Origin of the sequence: Streptomyces sp. NPDC047853 (assembly GCF_043204535.1) — a bacterium.
Lineage (GTDB): Bacteria > Actinomycetota > Actinomycetes > Streptomycetales > Streptomycetaceae > Streptomyces.
The window spans coordinates 154,999-170,749 of sequence record NZ_JBIDCI010000003.1 but is presented as its reverse complement, the minus strand read 5'-3'; the positions used below and the strand labels follow the sequence as shown (position 1 = coordinate 170,749).

The 15,751-nt window shown below is 75.0% G+C and carries 15 protein-coding genes; 9 read left to right on the top strand and 6 right to left on the bottom strand.

Annotated features, from left to right (window positions below):
- Positions 1 to 287 precede the first annotated feature (287 nt).
- Genes ACGF5T_RS07690 through ACGF5T_RS07675 form a run of 4 tightly spaced genes read left to right on the top strand, consistent with a single transcriptional unit; the run spans position 288 to position 3,820 of the window.
- Complete coding sequence (locus tag ACGF5T_RS07690; RefSeq protein ID WP_356608404.1) at positions 288 to 1,679, top strand: MFS transporter; 1,392 nt, start codon at positions 288 to 290, stop codon at positions 1,677 to 1,679.
- 59 nt (positions 1,680 to 1,738) lie between these two features.
- On the top strand, positions 1,739 to 2,251 hold the full coding sequence (locus tag ACGF5T_RS07685) for a DUF2771 domain-containing protein (protein ID WP_356608406.1): 513 nt from the start codon (positions 1,739 to 1,741) through the stop codon (positions 2,249 to 2,251).
- Positions 2,252 to 2,262: 11 nt separating this feature from the next.
- Positions 2,263 to 2,982 carry a futalosine hydrolase gene (locus ACGF5T_RS07680; RefSeq protein WP_356608408.1) on the top strand — a complete coding sequence of 240 codons (720 nt, stop codon included), beginning with the start codon at positions 2,263 to 2,265 and terminating at the stop codon, positions 2,980 to 2,982.
- Positions 2,972 to 3,820, top strand: coding sequence for a 1,4-dihydroxy-6-naphthoate synthase (locus tag ACGF5T_RS07675; protein ID WP_366766724.1), 849 nt, complete (start codon positions 2,972 to 2,974; stop codon positions 3,818 to 3,820). The genes ACGF5T_RS07680 and ACGF5T_RS07675 overlap by 11 nt, the downstream gene beginning before the upstream one ends.
- A gap of 49 nt (positions 3,821 to 3,869) precedes the next feature.
- On the opposite strand, the gene ACGF5T_RS07670 is transcribed toward ACGF5T_RS07675, so the two are convergent.
- A complete protein-coding gene (locus ACGF5T_RS07670; protein WP_053132946.1) occupies positions 3,870 to 4,253 on the bottom strand; it encodes a cold-shock protein in 384 nt (127 codons plus the stop codon).
- A gap of 162 nt (positions 4,254 to 4,415) precedes the next feature.
- On the opposite strand from ACGF5T_RS07670, the gene ACGF5T_RS07665 reads away from it, so the two are divergent.
- Positions 4,416 to 4,682, top strand: coding sequence for a hypothetical protein (locus ACGF5T_RS07665; protein WP_356608412.1), 267 nt, complete (start codon positions 4,416 to 4,418; stop codon positions 4,680 to 4,682).
- Here ACGF5T_RS07665 and ACGF5T_RS07660 read toward each other — a convergent pair.
- Both ACGF5T_RS07660 and ACGF5T_RS07655 read right to left on the bottom strand, forming a co-directional pair.
- Positions 4,643 to 5,293 carry an HAD family hydrolase gene (locus ACGF5T_RS07660; protein ID WP_356608414.1) on the bottom strand — a complete coding sequence of 217 codons (651 nt, stop codon included), beginning with the start codon at positions 5,291 to 5,293 and terminating at the stop codon, positions 4,643 to 4,645. The genes ACGF5T_RS07665 and ACGF5T_RS07660 overlap by 40 nt on opposite strands.
- 50 nt (positions 5,294 to 5,343) lie before the next feature.
- On the bottom strand, positions 5,344 to 6,414 hold the full coding sequence (locus ACGF5T_RS07655) for a hypothetical protein (RefSeq protein WP_366766725.1): 1,071 nt from the start codon (positions 6,412 to 6,414) through the stop codon (positions 5,344 to 5,346).
- A gap of 148 nt (positions 6,415 to 6,562) precedes the next feature.
- Between ACGF5T_RS07655 and ACGF5T_RS07650 the strand changes: the two genes are divergently transcribed.
- The 3 genes from ACGF5T_RS07650 (at position 6,563) to ACGF5T_RS07640 (ending at position 11,475) form a co-directional block, all read left to right on the top strand.
- Positions 6,563 to 9,148, top strand: a complete 2,586-nt coding sequence (locus ACGF5T_RS07650; protein WP_366766726.1) for a helicase C-terminal domain-containing protein — start codon at positions 6,563 to 6,565, stop codon at positions 9,146 to 9,148.
- 384 nt (positions 9,149 to 9,532) lie between these two features.
- Entirely contained in the window at positions 9,533 to 9,748 is a 216-nt protein-coding gene (locus ACGF5T_RS07645; protein ID WP_356608419.1) for a hypothetical protein, read from the top strand.
- A gap of 83 nt (positions 9,749 to 9,831) precedes the next feature.
- Positions 9,832 to 11,475 (top strand): DNA repair helicase XPB, encoded by a 1,644-nt coding sequence (locus tag ACGF5T_RS07640; RefSeq protein ID WP_356608421.1) that lies wholly within the window; start codon positions 9,832 to 9,834, stop codon positions 11,473 to 11,475.
- Positions 11,476 to 11,499: 24 nt separating this feature from the next.
- Here the strand turns inward: ACGF5T_RS07640 and ACGF5T_RS07635 are convergent, their stop codons facing one another.
- Positions 11,500 to 11,685, bottom strand: coding sequence for a hypothetical protein (locus ACGF5T_RS07635; RefSeq protein WP_053132991.1), 186 nt, complete (start codon positions 11,683 to 11,685; stop codon positions 11,500 to 11,502).
- 307 nt (positions 11,686 to 11,992) lie between these two features.
- Here ACGF5T_RS07635 and ACGF5T_RS07630 point away from each other — a divergent pair, with 307 nt between their 5' ends.
- Positions 11,993 to 14,050: an ATP-binding domain-containing protein gene (locus ACGF5T_RS07630; RefSeq protein WP_361015628.1), complete on the top strand. Its 2,058-nt coding sequence runs from the start codon at positions 11,993 to 11,995 to the stop codon at positions 14,048 to 14,050.
- A 105-nt stretch (positions 14,051 to 14,155) separates the two neighbouring features.
- On the opposite strand, the gene ACGF5T_RS07625 is transcribed toward ACGF5T_RS07630, so the two are convergent.
- Together ACGF5T_RS07625 and ACGF5T_RS07620 are read right to left on the bottom strand one after the other, a co-directional pair.
- Complete coding sequence (locus ACGF5T_RS07625; protein WP_361015630.1) at positions 14,156 to 14,845, bottom strand: copper homeostasis protein CutC; 690 nt, start codon at positions 14,843 to 14,845, stop codon at positions 14,156 to 14,158.
- An 89-nt stretch (positions 14,846 to 14,934) separates the two neighbouring features.
- The gene (locus ACGF5T_RS07620; RefSeq protein WP_361015632.1) at positions 14,935 to 15,636 is read right to left on the bottom strand and encodes a maleylpyruvate isomerase family mycothiol-dependent enzyme; all 702 of its coding nucleotides are present in this window, start codon (positions 15,634 to 15,636) and stop codon (positions 14,935 to 14,937) included.
- Positions 15,637 to 15,751: the final 115 nt, after the last annotated feature.

Genomic DNA, 15,751 nt, shown 5'->3' with positions numbered 1-15,751 from the left:
CTGCGAGGGGCGAACGGAGCGGACCTGTGGACCGCGTCGACGTCCGCGCCCGATCGCGCTCGGGCACACCTACTGCATCCATTCTGCGGGATGGCCGTAAGGCGCGCGGCCGAGAACGTTCGCCACGGCGCGCTAGGCACGCTACCTGCTCATGTGCGCTGGGCCTACACCGACGGGAGTTTCGGCGGTGTACGGTACCGCGTTCCCCGGTGGTGTCACCCGACTCGATCACCGCCATCCGCGCCGTATCGACGCTATAGCCCCCGCTCTCGGGGCAGTATGACGGGGTGGCAGCCGCACGGACTGAGTTCAAGGGCGGGAGCCGGGGGCGCGGCCCCGGCTCCCGGTTCCGTGCGGTCGGCCGGGCGCTGCGCCTGCCGGTGACGGGTACCGCGCGCGGCATCCGCAAGGCGACGCACGCGCACGGCGCCGGCGAGTCCGGCCTCGGCAAGCTGATCGAGCTGCACGGGGTGAACGGCGCCGGCGACGTCATGATCACCGTGGCACTGGCCTCCACCGTCTTCTTCTCCGTCCCCACCGACGAGGCGCGCGGCCGGGTCGCGCTCTACCTGGCCATCACCATGGCCCCCTTCACCCTCCTCGCGCCGGTGATCGGGCCGCTGCTGGACCGCCTGCCGCACGGCCGCCGCGCCGCGATGGCCGTCGCGATGGGTGCCCGGGCGCTGCTCGCGCTGGTGCTGTCGGGGGCGGTGGTCAGCGGGAGCATCGGGATGTATCCGGCGGCGCTCGGTGTGCTGGTCGCCTCGAAGGCGTACGGCGTGGTCAGAAGCGCCGTCGTGCCGCGGCTGCTGCCGCCCGGCTTCTCCCTGGTGAAGGCCAACTCGCGGGTCACGCTGTGCGGGCTGCTGGCCACCGGGCTCGCCGCGCCGGTCGCGGCGGGCCTCCAGCAGGTCGGGCCGCGCTGGCCGCTGTACGGCGCTTTCGTGATCTTCGTCGCGGGGACCGTGCTGTCGTTCACGCTGCCGCCGAAGGTCGACTCGGCGCGGGGCGAGGACCGGGCGCTGCTCGCCGCGGACGAGCGGCACCTGCACGGCCCGCACCGCAAGCCGGTCAAGCGCCCCGGGCTGCGCACGGTGGGTCCGGCGGTGACGCACGCGCTGGCCGCCAACGCCGCGATCCGCTGTCTGACCGGCTTCCTGATCTTCTTCCTGGCCTTCCTGCTGCGGGTGCACCCGCTGTCCGGGCAGAGCGCGGCCGTGTCGCTGGGCATCGTGGGCGTGGCGGCGGGCGCGGGCAACGCGCTGGGCACGGCGGTCGGGGCGTGGCTGCGCTCGCGGGCGCCGGAGGTCATCATCGTGACGGTCGTCGCGGTGGTGCTGGGCGCGGCGGTCACGGCCGCGGTGTTCTTCAGCACCGTCCTGGTGGCCTGCCTGGCCGCGGTCGCGGGGTTCGCGCAGGCGCTGGCCAAGCTGTCCCTGGACGCGCTGCTCCAGCGGGACGTGCCCGAGCAGGTCCGCACCTCGGCGTTCGCGCGCTCGGAGACGCTGCTCCAGGTCTCCTGGGTGTTCGGCGGGGCGGTCGGGATCGTGCTGCCGCTGAACGGGACGCTGGGTCTGTCGGTGGCCGCGGCGATCATCGCCGCCGGGTGGCTGACGACCGTACGGGGGCTGATCGGCTCGGCCCGGCGCGGGGGAAGGGCCCGGCCGAGGGTGGCGTGACCACGCCACGCCGTACCCAGGTGGGGAGTGGGCCACAAGCGCCGTATAGCCTTTCGCCCATGACCACGTTGCCCCGCGGCACCGCCGCTATCGGACACGGCGTAGTGCGACGCCGCCGCGCCGTCGCCGCCGCCGGCGCCGTATCCGCCGGACTGCTCCTGCTGTCAGCCTGTGACAAGCCGACGCCCATGGGCACCGTCACGGTCGGCAGTGACTCGGTCAGCTCCGAGGCCACCTGCGGCGGGCACGACAAGGCCCTGGAGAACGCCGAGATCCAGAAGTGCCTCCAGGACGACGACGTCAAGTCCATCACGGTCGGCGCCGACGACACGGTGCGCTTCGGTGTGGACCCGGAGGTCGCCGACCAGCGCTGGACGATCCTGATGAACGGTCAGCAGCTGACCGACGACACGGACAACACCTACCGCACGGTGCCGGGCAGCGTCTTCTTCAACGAGCAGTACGGCGCCCAGGGCGACTCGACGCTCGTCACCATCAAGGCCGGCGACGGCAAGGACGCCAGCGAGGAGGCCACCGGTCTGTGGTCCTTCAAGCTGAAGAAGGACGACTGACCACGTCCTCCGTGCGTGTTCTCGTGGCCACCGCGGTCCCCGTCGAACGGGACGCGGTGGCTCGGGCGTTCCCGCAGACGGGCCCCGAAGCGGCCGTGCGGGTGCCCCGGCCCGGCACGGTCCTGCACCGGCTCCCGGGCGGCTGGGACCTCCTGGCCGCCGGCGTCGGCCCCGCCCTCGCCGCCGCGTCGACCGCCGCCGCCCTGACCGCGGCGGCCCTCGACTCCGCGCCCTACGACCTGGTCGTGTCGGCCGGGATCGGCGGCGGCTTCGCACCGGACGCGCCCGTGGGCTCGCTCGTCGTCGCCGACGAGATCACCGCGGCCGACCTGGGCGCCGAGACCGCCGACGGGTTCCTGCCGGTGACCGACCTCGGCTTCGGCACCGTCACCCACCACCCGCCCGTCGGCCTCGTGAGCGCCGTCGCCGCCGCTACCGGGGCCCGCACCGGCACCGTCCTGACCGGGTCCACCGTCACCGGCACCGCCGAACGCGCCGCGCTGCTGCGCGCCCGCCACCCGCGGGCCCTGGCCGAGGCCATGGAGGGCTTCGGCGTCGCCGAGGCCGCCACCGCGCACGGGGTGCCCGTGCTGGAACTGCGCGCCGTCTCCAACCCGGTCGGCCCGCGCGACCGCGCCGCCTGGCGCATCGCGGAGGCGCTGACGGCGCTGACGGACGCGTTCGGGAAGCTCACACCCGTCCTCAGGAGTTGGAACCCCCATGAGCGCTGAGACCTTGCAGGTCGCGTACTCCCCCTGCCCGAACGACACCTTCGTCTTCGACGCCCTCGCGCACGGCCGCGTCGCCGGGGCACCCGCCCTCGACGTGACGTTCGCGGACATCGACGTCACCAACGGCATGGCCGAGCGCGGTGAGTTCGACGTGCTGAAGGTGTCGTACGCCGTGCTGCCGTACGTCCTCGACGAGTACGCCCTGCTGCCCTGCGGCGGGGCGCTGGGCCGGGGCTGCGGGCCGCTGGTGCTGACCCGGGAGGCGGACGCCGACCTCCGCGGGCGCACGGTCGCGGTGCCGAGCGAGACGTCGACGGCGTACCTGCTGTTCCGGCTGTGGGCGGCGGACACCGTGCCGGGCGGGGTCGGCGAGATCGTGGTGATGCCGTTCCACGAGATCATGCCGGCCGTGCGGGACGGGAAGGTCGACGCGGGACTCGTGATCCACGAGGCGCGCTTCACGTACCGGAACTACGGGCTGCACAAGCTCGCCGACATGGGCGAGCACTGGGAGGAGACCACCGGGCTGCCCATCCCGCTCGGCGCGATCATCGCCAAGCGGTCGCTCGGCGCGGGGACGCTGACGCACCTGGCCGACTCGGTCCGTGCCTCGGTGCGGGCGGCCTGGGACGACCCGGAGGCCTCCCGGCCCTACGTCATGGCGCACGCCCAGGAGATGGACCCGGCCGTCGCCGACCAGCACATCGGGCTCTACGTCAACGAGTTCACGGCCGACCTCGGCGAGAACGGGTACGCGGCGATCCGCGGCCTGCTGACGCGCGCGGCGGCCGAGGGACTGGTACCGGCCCTCGGCCCGGACGCGCTGGCGTTTCCGTGAGACGCGAGACGTGAGGTGTGAGGTGTGAAGGACGGGCGAGCGGCGGGGGTCAGACGTCCAGCTGGTCGGCCACCGCGCGGAGCAGGCCGGCGATCTTCTTGCCGGCGGTCTTCTCCGGGTAGCGGCCCCGCTCCAGCATCGGGGTGATGTTCTCCAGGAGCGTCGTCAGGTCCTGGACGATGGAGGCCAGTTCGTCGGGCTTCTTGCGCTGCGCGGCCGCGACCGAGGGCGCCGGGTCCAGCAGGGTCAGGGACAGGGCCTGGTCGCCGCGCTGCCCGGCGACCACGCCGAACTCCACGCGCTGCCCCGGCTTCAGGGCCTCGACTCCGGCGGGGAGGACCGAGGAATGGACGAAGACGTCACCGCCGTCGTCACGGGAGAGAAAGCCGAAGCCCTTCTCACTGTTGAACCACTTGACCTTGCCGGTGGGCACGTCTGTCCTCGTCCTCGTACTCGTCGGGAAACTGCTCGGAAACGGCTTCTGATAGCACTTGGGCGGGTCGTCCGGACCCGCCGGTACCAAGGCTAATGGGGTTCGGGCCGGTGACAAGACGTCCCCCGGTCGTTCCCCAGGCCTGGGAACTACCCTGGTCGAGTGCGTGAACAAACCCAAACGAATTCCGCCGCGCCCGGTGACCGACTGATCCGCGCCGGTGCGATCGTCTTCCTCGTCGGCACCGTGGCCACCCTGGTCACGGTGGCCCCGCTGCTGCTGGGGACGACGCCCTTCCCCACCTTCATGTTCCTGCTGAGCATGCTGATGGGAGTGGGCTTCCTGATCGCCGGCGCGGGGGTGTTCCGGTCGATCGCGGCGGGCCGGCGTCAGGCGCGCGCCGGGGCCGGCCCGTCGCCGTCGCGGTAGCCGGCGAGCCACGCCGGGAACTCCGTGAGGTCGGCGAGGACGACGTCGGCGCCGGCCGCGCGCAGCTCCTCGGCGCTGCACGGGCCGCTGGCCACGGCCACGGAGTGGGCGCCGGCGGCGCGCGCGCCGCGGACGTCGCCGAGGTGGTCGCCGACGTACACGTGCGCGCCGTGCTCGCGCAGCGCCACGGCCTTCTGCTCGGCCCACAGGTCACCGACGACGGCGTCCGGCTCGATGCCGAGGTGCGCGAGGTGCAGCTTGGCGTTGGGCTCGTACTTCGCGGTGACGACGAGGGCCCGGCCGCCGGCCGCCCGCACCGCCTCGACCGACTCCCGGGCGCCGGGCAGCGCGGGCGTGGCGGCGATGGCGTACGTGGGGTACATCGCGCGGTACAGCTCGGCGGTGGCCGCGATCTCCTCGGCCGGGAACCAGTGGGCCAGCTCCTCCTCCAGCGGCGGCCCGAGCCGCGTCACGGCCAGGTCGGCGTCGACGTACGTCCCGGTCCGCTCGGTGAGCGCGCGGTAGCAGGCGTGGATGCCGGGCCGCGAGTCGATCAGCGTCATGTCGAGATCGAAGCCGACGGTGGGCGCGGGGCGGGTCGAGGAGGCCATGGGGCCCATTGTGCCGGGCGCCGTCGCCGCGCCGGCCGGACGGTCCCGGGTCAGCCCCGGGGGCGGCGGGAGCGCCACAGGAGGTAGAGGGCGGTGGCGACGGCGGCGGTGCGCAGCACCCAGGGCCAGGTGTCGGCGACGGCTTCGTTCATGCGGCCCTCGGCGATCGGGTCGCCCCAGCGGCCCTCCGTGCGGCCCCACAGCCAGACGACGCCGGCGGCGGCGACCGTGCCGGGCAGCCCCAGGACCGCCCACTTGGTCTGGGCGGGGGTGAGGCGGCGGGAGAGGTAGGCGATCAGCCAGCCCAGGCCCAGCGGGACGAGGCTGCCCAGCACGGCACCGGCGATCAGCAGGGCCGCGGCGAGCAGCAGCAGGGGGTTGGGCCGGCCGCCCTCGGGCCACAGGCGGCGCAGGTGCCGGCGCGCGGCGCGGCCCGGCTTCCCGGCGACCGGTTCGGCCGGCTCCGCGGCTGCCTCCACGGGCGCTTTCCCGAGGGGCCCGTCGGCGGCCCGGGGCGCCTTGCCGGTCTCGTCCCCGTCCCTCGGCGGCGGTTTGAGCAGCTCCGGGATCTCCACCCCGCCGACGAATCCCGGCACGCCGTCGCCGACGCCCCCGAACGGGCCGTTGTCCACCCGCCACCAGTCCTGCCGGCCGGCGGCGCTCTCCCCCAGCTCGTGGGCGCTCGCCAGGTGCGGCGGGGCGGGGGCCGGCGCGGGGGCCGGGCCGGCCTCGGACTCGGCCGGGCGGGGGCGCGGTGCGGCGGCGCGCCGCAGGCCCTTGAGCCGCTCCGTCCCGCGCCGCTCGCCCTCCCGCTGCCGGCCCTCCCGCTGCCGGCGCTCCCGTTGCTCGGGCACCGCGGTGGGCGGCGGCGCCGGGGGCTGCGGGGCACCGCTCGTGCCCCCGGCCGCGCCGACGATGTCGTCGGGGCTGCCCAGCCGGTCCAGGATGCGGCGGACGGCCGCGGGGCTGTCGACGGTGGTCCCGGCGCGGCGCCGGTCGATCTCGTCGCGCAGCTCGGAGACCAGCCGCATCCGGGTGGCCGACGGCAGCTGCCGTTGCTGGGCCACGTCGCCGACGCGGCTCAGATACTCGTAGACGACCTGGTCGCTCTCGATCCCCACGAACCCCTCCGGGGCGGTGTGTTGTGGTGTGCCGCCGGTATCCCGCGGGACGAAGGTACCCAATCCTCGCGCGCGGGGCGGACACCCCGCGCACGGCACCGGCGCACACGCCGCCCCACCGTCGTACCCACCCGCTACCGTGGGCCGGATGAGCACCGAGGAGAAGTCCGCGACCCCCCGGTCCCTCGCGGAGGAGCTCCGCGTCCGGGACGACGTCTCGCTGGCCGCCCTCCTGCGCAGCCGTCCCGACCTCATCACCCCCGTGCCCACGGACCTCACCCAGCTCGCCACCCGGGCCGCCACCCGCGCCTCGGTGGTGCGGGCGCTGGAGCGGCTGGACCGGTTCGCGCTGCAGACGGCGGAGGCGCTGGCCGTGGCCGCGGACCCGGCGCCCTACGACGAGCTGCTCCGGCTCATGGCGGGCGACCCCGGGCCCGCGACCGACCCGGCCGTCGCCGCCGCCCTGCCCCGGTCCCTGGCCGTGCTGCGCGAACAGGCGCTGGTGTGGGGCGCCGACGACCGGCTACGGCTGGTGCGCACCGCTCGCGAGCTGCTCGCGCCCTCCCCGCAGCACCCGTCGCCCACCGGGCTCGGCCCCACCGTCCGGGAGGCGACGGCGGGGATGTCGCCGGGCCGGATCCAGGAACTCCTCGCCGCCGTCGGTCTGCCCTCGACCCACGACTCGGTCTCCGCCGTGTCCGCGCTCGGCGCCCTCTTCACCGACCGGCCCCGGATGACGGAGCTGCTCGCCGCGCTGCCCGAGGGGTCCCGGGAGGTGCTGGCCCGGCTGGTGTGGGGGCCGCCGTACGGCCAGGTCACCCACGATCCCGCGCCGCACCTGCGGGCGCTGCTCGACCGCGGCCTGCTGCTGCCGACCGCGCCGGGCACGGTCGTCCTGCCCCGCGAGGTCGCCCTGCACCTGCGGGAGGGCCGCGCGCACCGCGCGCCCGAGCCGGTGCCGCCGCCGGTGGAGGCCGCGGCGGCGCACCGTCCGCGGGTCGTGGACGCCACCGCGGCCGGGCAGGCCCTGGCGGCGCTGGCGACCGTCGAGGAGCTGCTCAAGGAATGGGACGAGGGCGGCCCGGCGGTGCTGCGGGCCGGCGGGTTGAGCGTGCGGGACCTGAAGCGGACGGCCGTCGCCCTGGACGTGACCGAGCCGGTGGCCGCCTTCTGGGTCGAACTGGCCTACGCGGCGGGGCTGATCGCCTCGGACGGCCAGGCCGACGAGCGGTACGCGGCGACGCCGGCCTACGACGAGTGGCGGGAGCTGCCCACCGCCGAGCGGTGGGCGGGGCTGGCCGAGGCGTGGCTGACGGCCACGCGCACCCCGGGTGTGGTCGGCGGGCGGGACGCGAAGGACCGTACGCTCTCGGCGCTGGGGCCGAACCTGGACCGTTCGGCGGCGCCGGAGGTGCGGCAGCGGGTGCTGGCGCTGCTCGCCGGGCTGCCCGAGGGCGCCTCGCCCACCGAGGAGTCGGTGCTGGCGCGGCTGCGCTGGGAACGCCCCCTGCGCGGACCGCAGCGGGAGCAGCGGGAGACACGGGAGCCGCGTGAGGAGGACCTGCGCAGCAGGCTCGCCCGGTGGACGCTGTCCGAGGCGGAGCTGCTGGGCGTCACCGGGCGCGGTGCGCTGGCGGCGCCGGGACGGGCCCTGATCGGGGCGCCCGAGCCGGTGCGTCCGGCGCCGGAGGCCGCGGAGTCCGAGGGTCCCGGCGACAAGCTCCCCGTCCACCACCGCGCCCTTCCCTCCCCGCTTCCCGCGACGCCCGCCGAACAGGCCGCCGCCACCGCGGCCGCCGCCCGGCTGATCGCACCGCTCTTCCCCGAACCGCTGGACCACGTGCTGCTCCAGGCCGATCTGACGGCGGTGGCGCCGGGCCCGCTGGAGCGTCCGCTGGCCGACCTGCTGGGGGTGCTCGCGGACGTGGAGTCCAAGGGCGGGGCGACCGTGTACCGGTTCACGCCGGGTTCGGTGCGCCGCGCGCTGGACGCGGGGCGGACCGCCGCGGACCTGCACGCCGTCCTCGCCCGGCACTCCCGCACGCCGGTGCCGCAGCCGCTCACGTACCTGATCGACGACGTGGCCCGGCGGCACGGGCTGCTGCGGGTGGGCGCCGCCTCGGCGTACGTGCGCTGCGACGACGACGCCACGCTGGACGAGATCCTCGCCGACAAGCGGGCCGCCGGCCTGGGGCTGCGCCGTCTCGCACCGACCGTGCTGGCCGCGCAGGCCGACCCGGCGGCGCTGCTGGAGGGGCTGCGGGCGATCGGCTTCGCGCCGGCCGCGGAGTCCGCCGCGGGTGACGTGCTGATCGCCCGGGCCGACGCCCACCGCACTCCGCCGCGTACGCCCCCGGTACCGGTCCCGGAGGGCCCGCCGGTCCCCGACGACACGCTGCTGACGGCGGCTATCCGCGCCGTCCGGGCCGGCGACCTGGCCTCGACCGCCCCGCGCAAGCCGGGACCCGGTGAGGGCGGGGCACCGGCCGCGGGCGAGCTGCCCCGCACCGGCGCCGCCGAGACCCTCGCCACCATGCAGGCGGCGGTCATGACCGGCGAGGCGCTGTGGATCGGCTACGTGAACGCCGAGGGCGCCGCCAGCCAGCGGGTCGTGGCCCCGATCCGGGTCGAGGGCGGCTTCGTCACGGCGTACGACCACACGGCGGACGAGGTGCGCACCTACCCGCTGCACCGGATCACCGGCGTGGCCGAACTCGCCGACGACGCGCTGTGAAAGGCCCCTCTTTCGAGCGTACGGGCCGGTTCATGCACGCCACGCCGGGTGATTAGCACCTGCGAGGGAGCTTTTTTCATAATCCGCATCGAACTTTCGGCGCTCGGGCAGCCACCGGTTGTCCTGAACCGAACACCGAAAGGAACCACCTGATGCGTGCCGTTCGTCGCGTCGCCACCGTCCTGACCTCCACCGCCGCCCTGGTCGCGGCGTTCGCCGCCGAGGCCGCGGCGATCGGCATCGACCTCGGCGGAGGCCTCACCCTCTGATCCGGCCGTTCGGCGTCCCCTTCGGCGGGCCGGGTCCCAGTCCCCTGGGCCCGGCCCGCTCCGGATCTCCTCCCCCTCCCCCCGCCGGTCTCCCGGTCTCCCCGAAAGGACCCGCATGCGCGCCAAGCCCGCCGATCCCTGCCGCTCCGCCGCCCGTTCCGCCGTCGCCGTCTCCGTCGCCGCCCTGATCACCGCCGCCGCACTGTTCGGGGCGCTCGCCCCCGAGGCCACCGCGCTGCCGCTGCCCCTCCCGGTCGCCGGCGTCGAACCCCTGCTCACGGAGGGCGTCACCATCGAGGGACCGCTGATCAACAACATCAGTCTCAGGTAGCCGGTCCGCGCGATCAGGCACACTGGATGTTTGGCCGATCCGTCCCGTCGCGGTCGGCCGTAGCGCGCGAAAGGGTGCCGCCCGTGAATGGTCCGCTGATCGTCCAGTCCGACAAGACCCTGCTCCTCGAAGTCGACCACGAGCAGGCCGGCGAATGCCGTCGGGCCATCGCGCCCTTCGCCGAACTGGAGCGGGCGCCGGAGCACATCCACACCTACCGGGTGACCCCGCTGGGCCTGTGGAACGCGCGGGCGGCGGGCCACGACGCCGAGCAGGTCGTGGACGCGCTCGTCGAGTACAGCCGCTACCCGGTGCCGCACGCGCTGCTCGTCGACATCGCCGAGACCATGGACCGCTACGGCCGCCTCACCCTCTCCAAGCACCCGGCGCACGGGCTGGTCCTGACGACCACGGACCGCCCGGTGCTGGAGGAGGTGCTGAAGTCGAAGCGGATCGCGCCGCTGGTCGGCCACCGCATCGACCCGGACACGGTGGCCGTGCACCCCTCCGAGCGCGGGCAGATCAAGCAGACGCTGCTGAAGCTGGGCTGGCCCGCCGAGGACCTCGCCGGGTACGTCGACGGCGAGGCGCACCCGATCGAGCTGGCCGAGGACGGCTGGGCGCTGCGCCCGTACCAGCAGCAGGCGGTGGAGAACTTCTGGCACGGCGGCAGCGGCGTCGTGGTGCTGCCCTGCGGCGCGGGCAAGACCCTGGTCGGGGCCGGTTCGATGGCGCAGGCCAAGTCGACGACGCTGATCCTGGTGACCAACACCGTCTCCGCCCGGCAGTGGAAGCACGAGCTGGTGAAGCGGACCTCCCTCACCGAGGACGAGATCGGCGAGTACAGCGGGACGAGGAAGGAGATCCGGCCCGTCACCATCGCGACGTACCAGGTGCTGACGACCCGCCGCAAGGGCGTCTACCCGCACCTGGAGCTGTTCGACTCCCGGGACTGGGGCCTGATCGTCTACGACGAGGTGCACCTGCTGCCGGCGCCGGTCTTCAAGTTCACCGCCGACCTCCAGGCGCGGCGGCGGCTCGGCCTGACCGCGACGCTGGTGCGCGAGGACGGCCGCGAGTCGGACGTGTTCTCCCTGATCGGCCCGAAGCGGTTCGACGCGCCGTGGAAGGAGATCGAGGCGCAGGGCTACATCGCGCCCGCCGACTGCGTGGAGGTCCGGGTCAACCTCACCGACTCCGAGCGGCTCGCGTACGCCACCGCCGAGACGGAGGAGAAGTACCGCTTCTGCGCGACGACCGCGACCAAGCGGAAGGTGACGGAGGCGATCGTCCGGCGCTTCGCCGGGCAGCAGATCCTCGTCATCGGCCAGTACATCGACCAGCTCGACGAGCTGGGCGAGCACCTGGGGGCGCCGGTCATCAAGGGCGAGACGTCCAACGCCCAGCGGGAGAAGCTCTTCGAGTCCTTCCGCCAGGGCGAGATCAGCGTCCTCGTGGTGTCGAAGGTCGCGAACTTCTCCATCGACCTGCCGGAGGCCACGGTCGCCATCCAGGTGTCGGGCACCTTCGGGTCCCGGCAGGAGGAGGCGCAGCGCCTCGGGCGGGTGCTGCGCCCGAAGTCCGACGGCCACCAGGCGCACTTCTACTCCGTGGTCGCGCGCGACACGCTCGACCAGGACTTCGCCGCGCACCGCCAGCGCTTCCTGGCGGAGCAGGGCTACGCGTACCGGATCATGGACGCGGACGAGCTGCTGACCGAGAGCTGACGCCGGGGCCGGCTCCCGGGGCGCTCACCTGCGGCGGACACCGGCCTCCTCGCCGTACTCGCCGAGCACGACCACGTCGAAGGCGGCGCCCGCGAACACCCTGACGGCGCGCAGGGCGTCACCGAGCCGGTGCCGGTGGCTGCCGGCCACGGGCGTGGCACCGGACGCGCGGCCCGGTGCCGGGGCGGGGGAGATGGTTGCTGCGCTCATGTCTCCATGGTGCGACCGCGGACCCCGGTCCGGCATCGGTCCATGGACCCAACCCCGTCCCCCGCCCCGTCCCCCTTCAGGGGGACCCGGCACCCTCGGGCAGGAGGGCGCGTCCCCTAGGGGACGACGGGGCGCGGGGGGGGCGCGGCGGGGCGGGGGGAAAACGGTTGGCCCCCGCGGTCCCCGCTCCCCTACACTCTCCGCTCCTGCCCGCCTCCCTCGCGGAGTGCCGCCCTCCGGACGGAAACCGGTCGGCCCCTCGCGCGCACCCGCGCCCCAGCCCACACGGTCACCCGGAGGCACTCCCTTGTCCACGCCCGTCCACGACGACCCCCTGACCCGCGAGCGCTCGCACCTCGCCGCGTCCCGTGCCGCCCTGCGTGGCATGCGCGCCGACGTAGAGGCCCTCGACATCACCGACGTCACCGCGAACTGGGTCAACGCCGCGGTGCTGGAGAGCCAGATCGAGGAGCGCATCAAGGCGCTCGCCGACCTCAGCGACACCCCGCTGTTCTTCGGCCGGCTCGACTACCTGCACTCCCCGGGCGCGGAAGGGGCCGAGGGCGCGGAGGGTGAGAGCTTCTACATCGGGCGCCGGCACGTGCACGACGCGGACGGCGACCCGATGGTGATCGACTGGCGGGCGCCGGTGTCGCAGCCGTTCTACCGGGCGTCGAAGAAGGACCCGATGGACGTCGCGCTGCGCCGCCGCTTCGGCTACACCGGCGGCGAGCTGACGGCGTACGAGGACGAGCACCTGTCCGACCCGGCGGAGGCGGCGGTCACCAGCCGGCTGCTCCAGCGGGAGATCGAACGGCCCCGCGTCGGTCCGATGCGCGACATCGTGGCGACCATCCAGCCCGAGCAGGACGAGATCGTGCGCGCCGGACTGTCCGGCTCGGTCTGTGTGCAGGGCGGCCCCGGCACCGGGAAGACCGCCGTCGGCCTGCACCGGGTCGCCTACCTCCTCTACGCGCACCGCGAGCGCCTCGCCCGCACCGGCACCCTGGTCATCGGGCCGAACCGGTCCTTCCTGCACTACATCGAGCAGGTGCTCCCCGCCCTGGGTGAGCTGACGGTCCGCCAGGCCACCGTCGACGACCTGGTGGCCCACGTCGAGGTGCGGGGCGCGGACGAGGCGGCGACGGCGGTGGTCAAGGGCGACGCGCGGATGGCGGAGGTGCTGCGCCGGGCCCTCTACTCGCACGTCACCCTGCCCACCGAGGGGGTCGTCGTGGTGCGCGGCTCGCGGCGCTGGCGGGTGGCGGCGTACGAGCTGGAGGAGATCGTCCGCGAGCTGCTGGCCCGCGACATCCGCTACGGGGCCGCCCGCGAGGCCCTTCCCCAGCGGATCGCGCACTCGGTGCTGGTGCAGATGGAGCGGGCCGGCGAGGCGCCGGACGACCGGGTGCAGAACGCGGTGGCCCGCAACGCCGCCGTGAAGGCGCTGGTGAAGCAGGTCTGGCCGCAGGTGGAGCCCGCGAAGCTGGTCCTGCGCCTCCTGTCGGACGCGGATTTCCTCGCGGAGCACTCCGCGGGCGTCCTCACCGAGGAGGAGCGCAAGGCGGTGCTGTGGGTGAAGCCGGCCCGCTCGGTGCGGGCGGCCAGGTGGTCGGCCGCCGACGCCGTGCTGATCGACGAGGCCACCGATCTGGTCGAGCGCACCCACTCCCTCGGGCACGTGGTGCTCGACGAGGCGCAGGACCTGTCCCCCATGCAGTACCGCGCGGTGGGCCGGCGCTGCACCACCGGTTCGGCGACCGTCCTCGGGGACCTGGCGCAGGGGACCACGCCGTGGGCGACCCGCAGCTGGTCCGAGGCGCTGGCCCACCTGGGCAAGGGCGAGGCCGTGGTGGAGGAGCTGACGGCCGGTTTCCGGGTGCCGACGGACGTGATCGCGTACGCCTCCCGGCTGCTGCCGCACATCGCGCCGGGCCTGACGCCGGTGGCGTCGATCCGCGAGAACCCGGGCTTCTTCGACATCCGCCCGACGCCGCCGGGCACGGCGGGAACGGCGGACGTGCTGGCGGCCTGCCGCGAGCTGCTGGAACGGGAGGGTTCGGTCGGCCTGATCGCCGCCGACGCGCGGGTGCCGGAGCTGGCGGCGGCCCTCGGGGCGGCCGGGCTCGGCTTCGTGGGGCCCGGCGAGGAGACCACGCGCGCCACCCGCCTGACCCTGGTCCCGGCCTCCCTGGCCAAGGGCCTGGAGTACGACTACGTGGTCCTGGACGAGCCGCGGGCGGTGGTCGACGGCGAGCCGGACGAGCGGACCGGGCTGCGGCGGCTGTACGTGGCGCTGACCCGCGCGGTCTCGGGCCTGATCGTGACCCACGGCACGGATCTGCCCGCGCAGCTGGTCCGGTAGCGCCGTACCGTGCCCGCGCAGCCGGCCCGGTGGCGGACGGTCGTGCCACCGGCCGGGGCGGCGCGACCACCACCCCCGGCCGCGGGGGCGCGGCAGGGACAGGCCCTAGGCGTCCAGTGCCCGGCGCCACTGCGCCACGGCCTGCGCGGACACCGGGCCGGTCCACCCGGAGGGCCGCGCCGCGCCGCCGATGTGGAAGCCGTCGATCCCGGCGTCCCGCAGGCCCGGTACGTGGTCCAGCCGCAGACCGCCGCCGACCAGCAGCCGCTGCTCGTACCCCGGCTCGCCCCGCCGCCGCGCCTCGGCGAGCAGGACGGGCAGCCCGTCGTCCACCCCGGCCGCCGACCCGGCGGTCAGGTAGGTGTCCAGCCCCGGGAAGTCCGCGAGCTGCTTGCGCAGGGCGTCCCGGTCGGCGGCGCGGTCGATCGCGCGGTGGAAGGTCCACCGGCACCCGTCCAGCGCCCCGGCGACCCGCTCCACGGCCACGAGGTCCACGTCGCCGTGCGCGTCGAGGAAGCCGAGCACGAACTGCGTGGCCCCGGCCTCCCGCATCTCCGCGGCGAGCCGCACCAGCCGCTCGACGTCCCCGGCGGCGAACCCGTCAGCGAGCCGCAGCATCACCCGCAGGTCGATGTCGACGGCCCCGCGGATCGCGGCGACCGTCGCGGTCGACGGGGTGAGGCCGTCGGCCGCCATGTCGGTGACCAGTTCGAGGCGATCCGCGCCTCCGGCCTGGGCGGCGACCGCGTCCTCGACGTCGAGGGCGATCACCTCCAGGACTGCACGCTTGCTCATGGGACCCCATTCGTCGGCCTGCTACAGGTCTAGTCCAATCCAAGACTACGCCCAGACGGGCACCGGCCGCTCGGCCCACCTCGGCCCGCTCAGCCGCCGAAGAGGTTCAGCTCCGCCGCCCGCACCCCGGCCAGCTCGTACCCGGCCGCACCGTCCGCGTCGGCCGTGCCGTTCACGGGCCGGCCGGCGTACAGCCGTACGAGGGTCGCGGCGTCCCCGATGAACCGCCCCGGCGGCCGCTCGCCGCTCACCGCGCCCAGCTTCAGCGGCTCGTCCACGTCGTCGAGGTCGGCGTGGAGCGGGACGTGGCCGCGGTCGCGGGTGAGGGTGCCGAGCAGCGCCAGCGCCTCCGGCAGCCCGCGCCCCGCGTACGCCCCCGGCTCGCCGAGGGCGTCCCGCACGTCGCCCGCGTGCACCCACTCCCCCAGCGCGATCCCGTCCAGCGCACCGTCGGCCCGGGCGATCACCGGACCGGCTTCCGTCATCCCCCGCTCCAGTTCGTCGACGACGCGGGCGTTCGTCCAGTCGGCGCGCTCGGCGATGTCCCGGTCGTTGGACTCCGGGGAGAAGACGCCGTCCTCGAAGCGGTTCTCCACCACCCGGATCAGCGCGGCGGAGCAGTGCGCCAGCACGTCCCGCACGGTCCACCCCGGGCACGCGGCCACCGGCAGCGCGAAGTCCCCGTCCGCCCGGGAGCGCAGCAGCGGCACCAGCTCGTCCCGCTCGAGGGCCAGCAGCCGTCCGGGCCGCTCGGGGTCGCGTACGTCGTGCACGTCTGCAGGAGTCGTCATGGCCCCACGGTAGGCGCGGCCCCGCTCCGAGGTCAGCACCACGGGCCCCGGACACCACGGACTTCGGACACCACGGGCCCCGGACCGCACGGACCGGCCCGGCGGTCCGGCCCCG

Excerpts from the sequence above, each read along its gene's own strand:
- ACGF5T_RS07685 (WP_356608406.1), top strand. The coding sequence starts at position 1,739 with ATGACCACGTTGCCCCGCGGCACCGCCGCTATCGGACACGGCGTAGTG.
- ACGF5T_RS07675 (WP_366766724.1), top strand. The coding sequence starts at position 2,972 with ATGAGCGCTGAGACCTTGCAGGTCGCGTACTCCCCCTGCCCGAACGAC.
- ACGF5T_RS07660 (WP_356608414.1), bottom strand. The coding sequence starts at position 5,293 with ATGGCCTCCTCGACCCGCCCCGCGCCCACCGTCGGCTTCGATCTCGAC.
- ACGF5T_RS07650 (WP_366766726.1), top strand. The coding sequence starts at position 6,563 with ATGAGCACCGAGGAGAAGTCCGCGACCCCCCGGTCCCTCGCGGAGGAG.
- ACGF5T_RS07645 (WP_356608419.1), top strand. The coding sequence starts at position 9,533 with ATGCGCGCCAAGCCCGCCGATCCCTGCCGCTCCGCCGCCCGTTCCGCC.
- ACGF5T_RS07635 (WP_053132991.1), bottom strand. The coding sequence starts at position 11,685 with ATGAGCGCAGCAACCATCTCCCCCGCCCCGGCACCGGGCCGCGCGTCC.
- ACGF5T_RS07625 (WP_361015630.1), bottom strand. The coding sequence starts at position 14,845 with ATGAGCAAGCGTGCAGTCCTGGAGGTGATCGCCCTCGACGTCGAGGAC.
- ACGF5T_RS07620 (WP_361015632.1), bottom strand. The coding sequence starts at position 15,636 with ATGACGACTCCTGCAGACGTGCACGACGTACGCGACCCCGAGCGGCCC.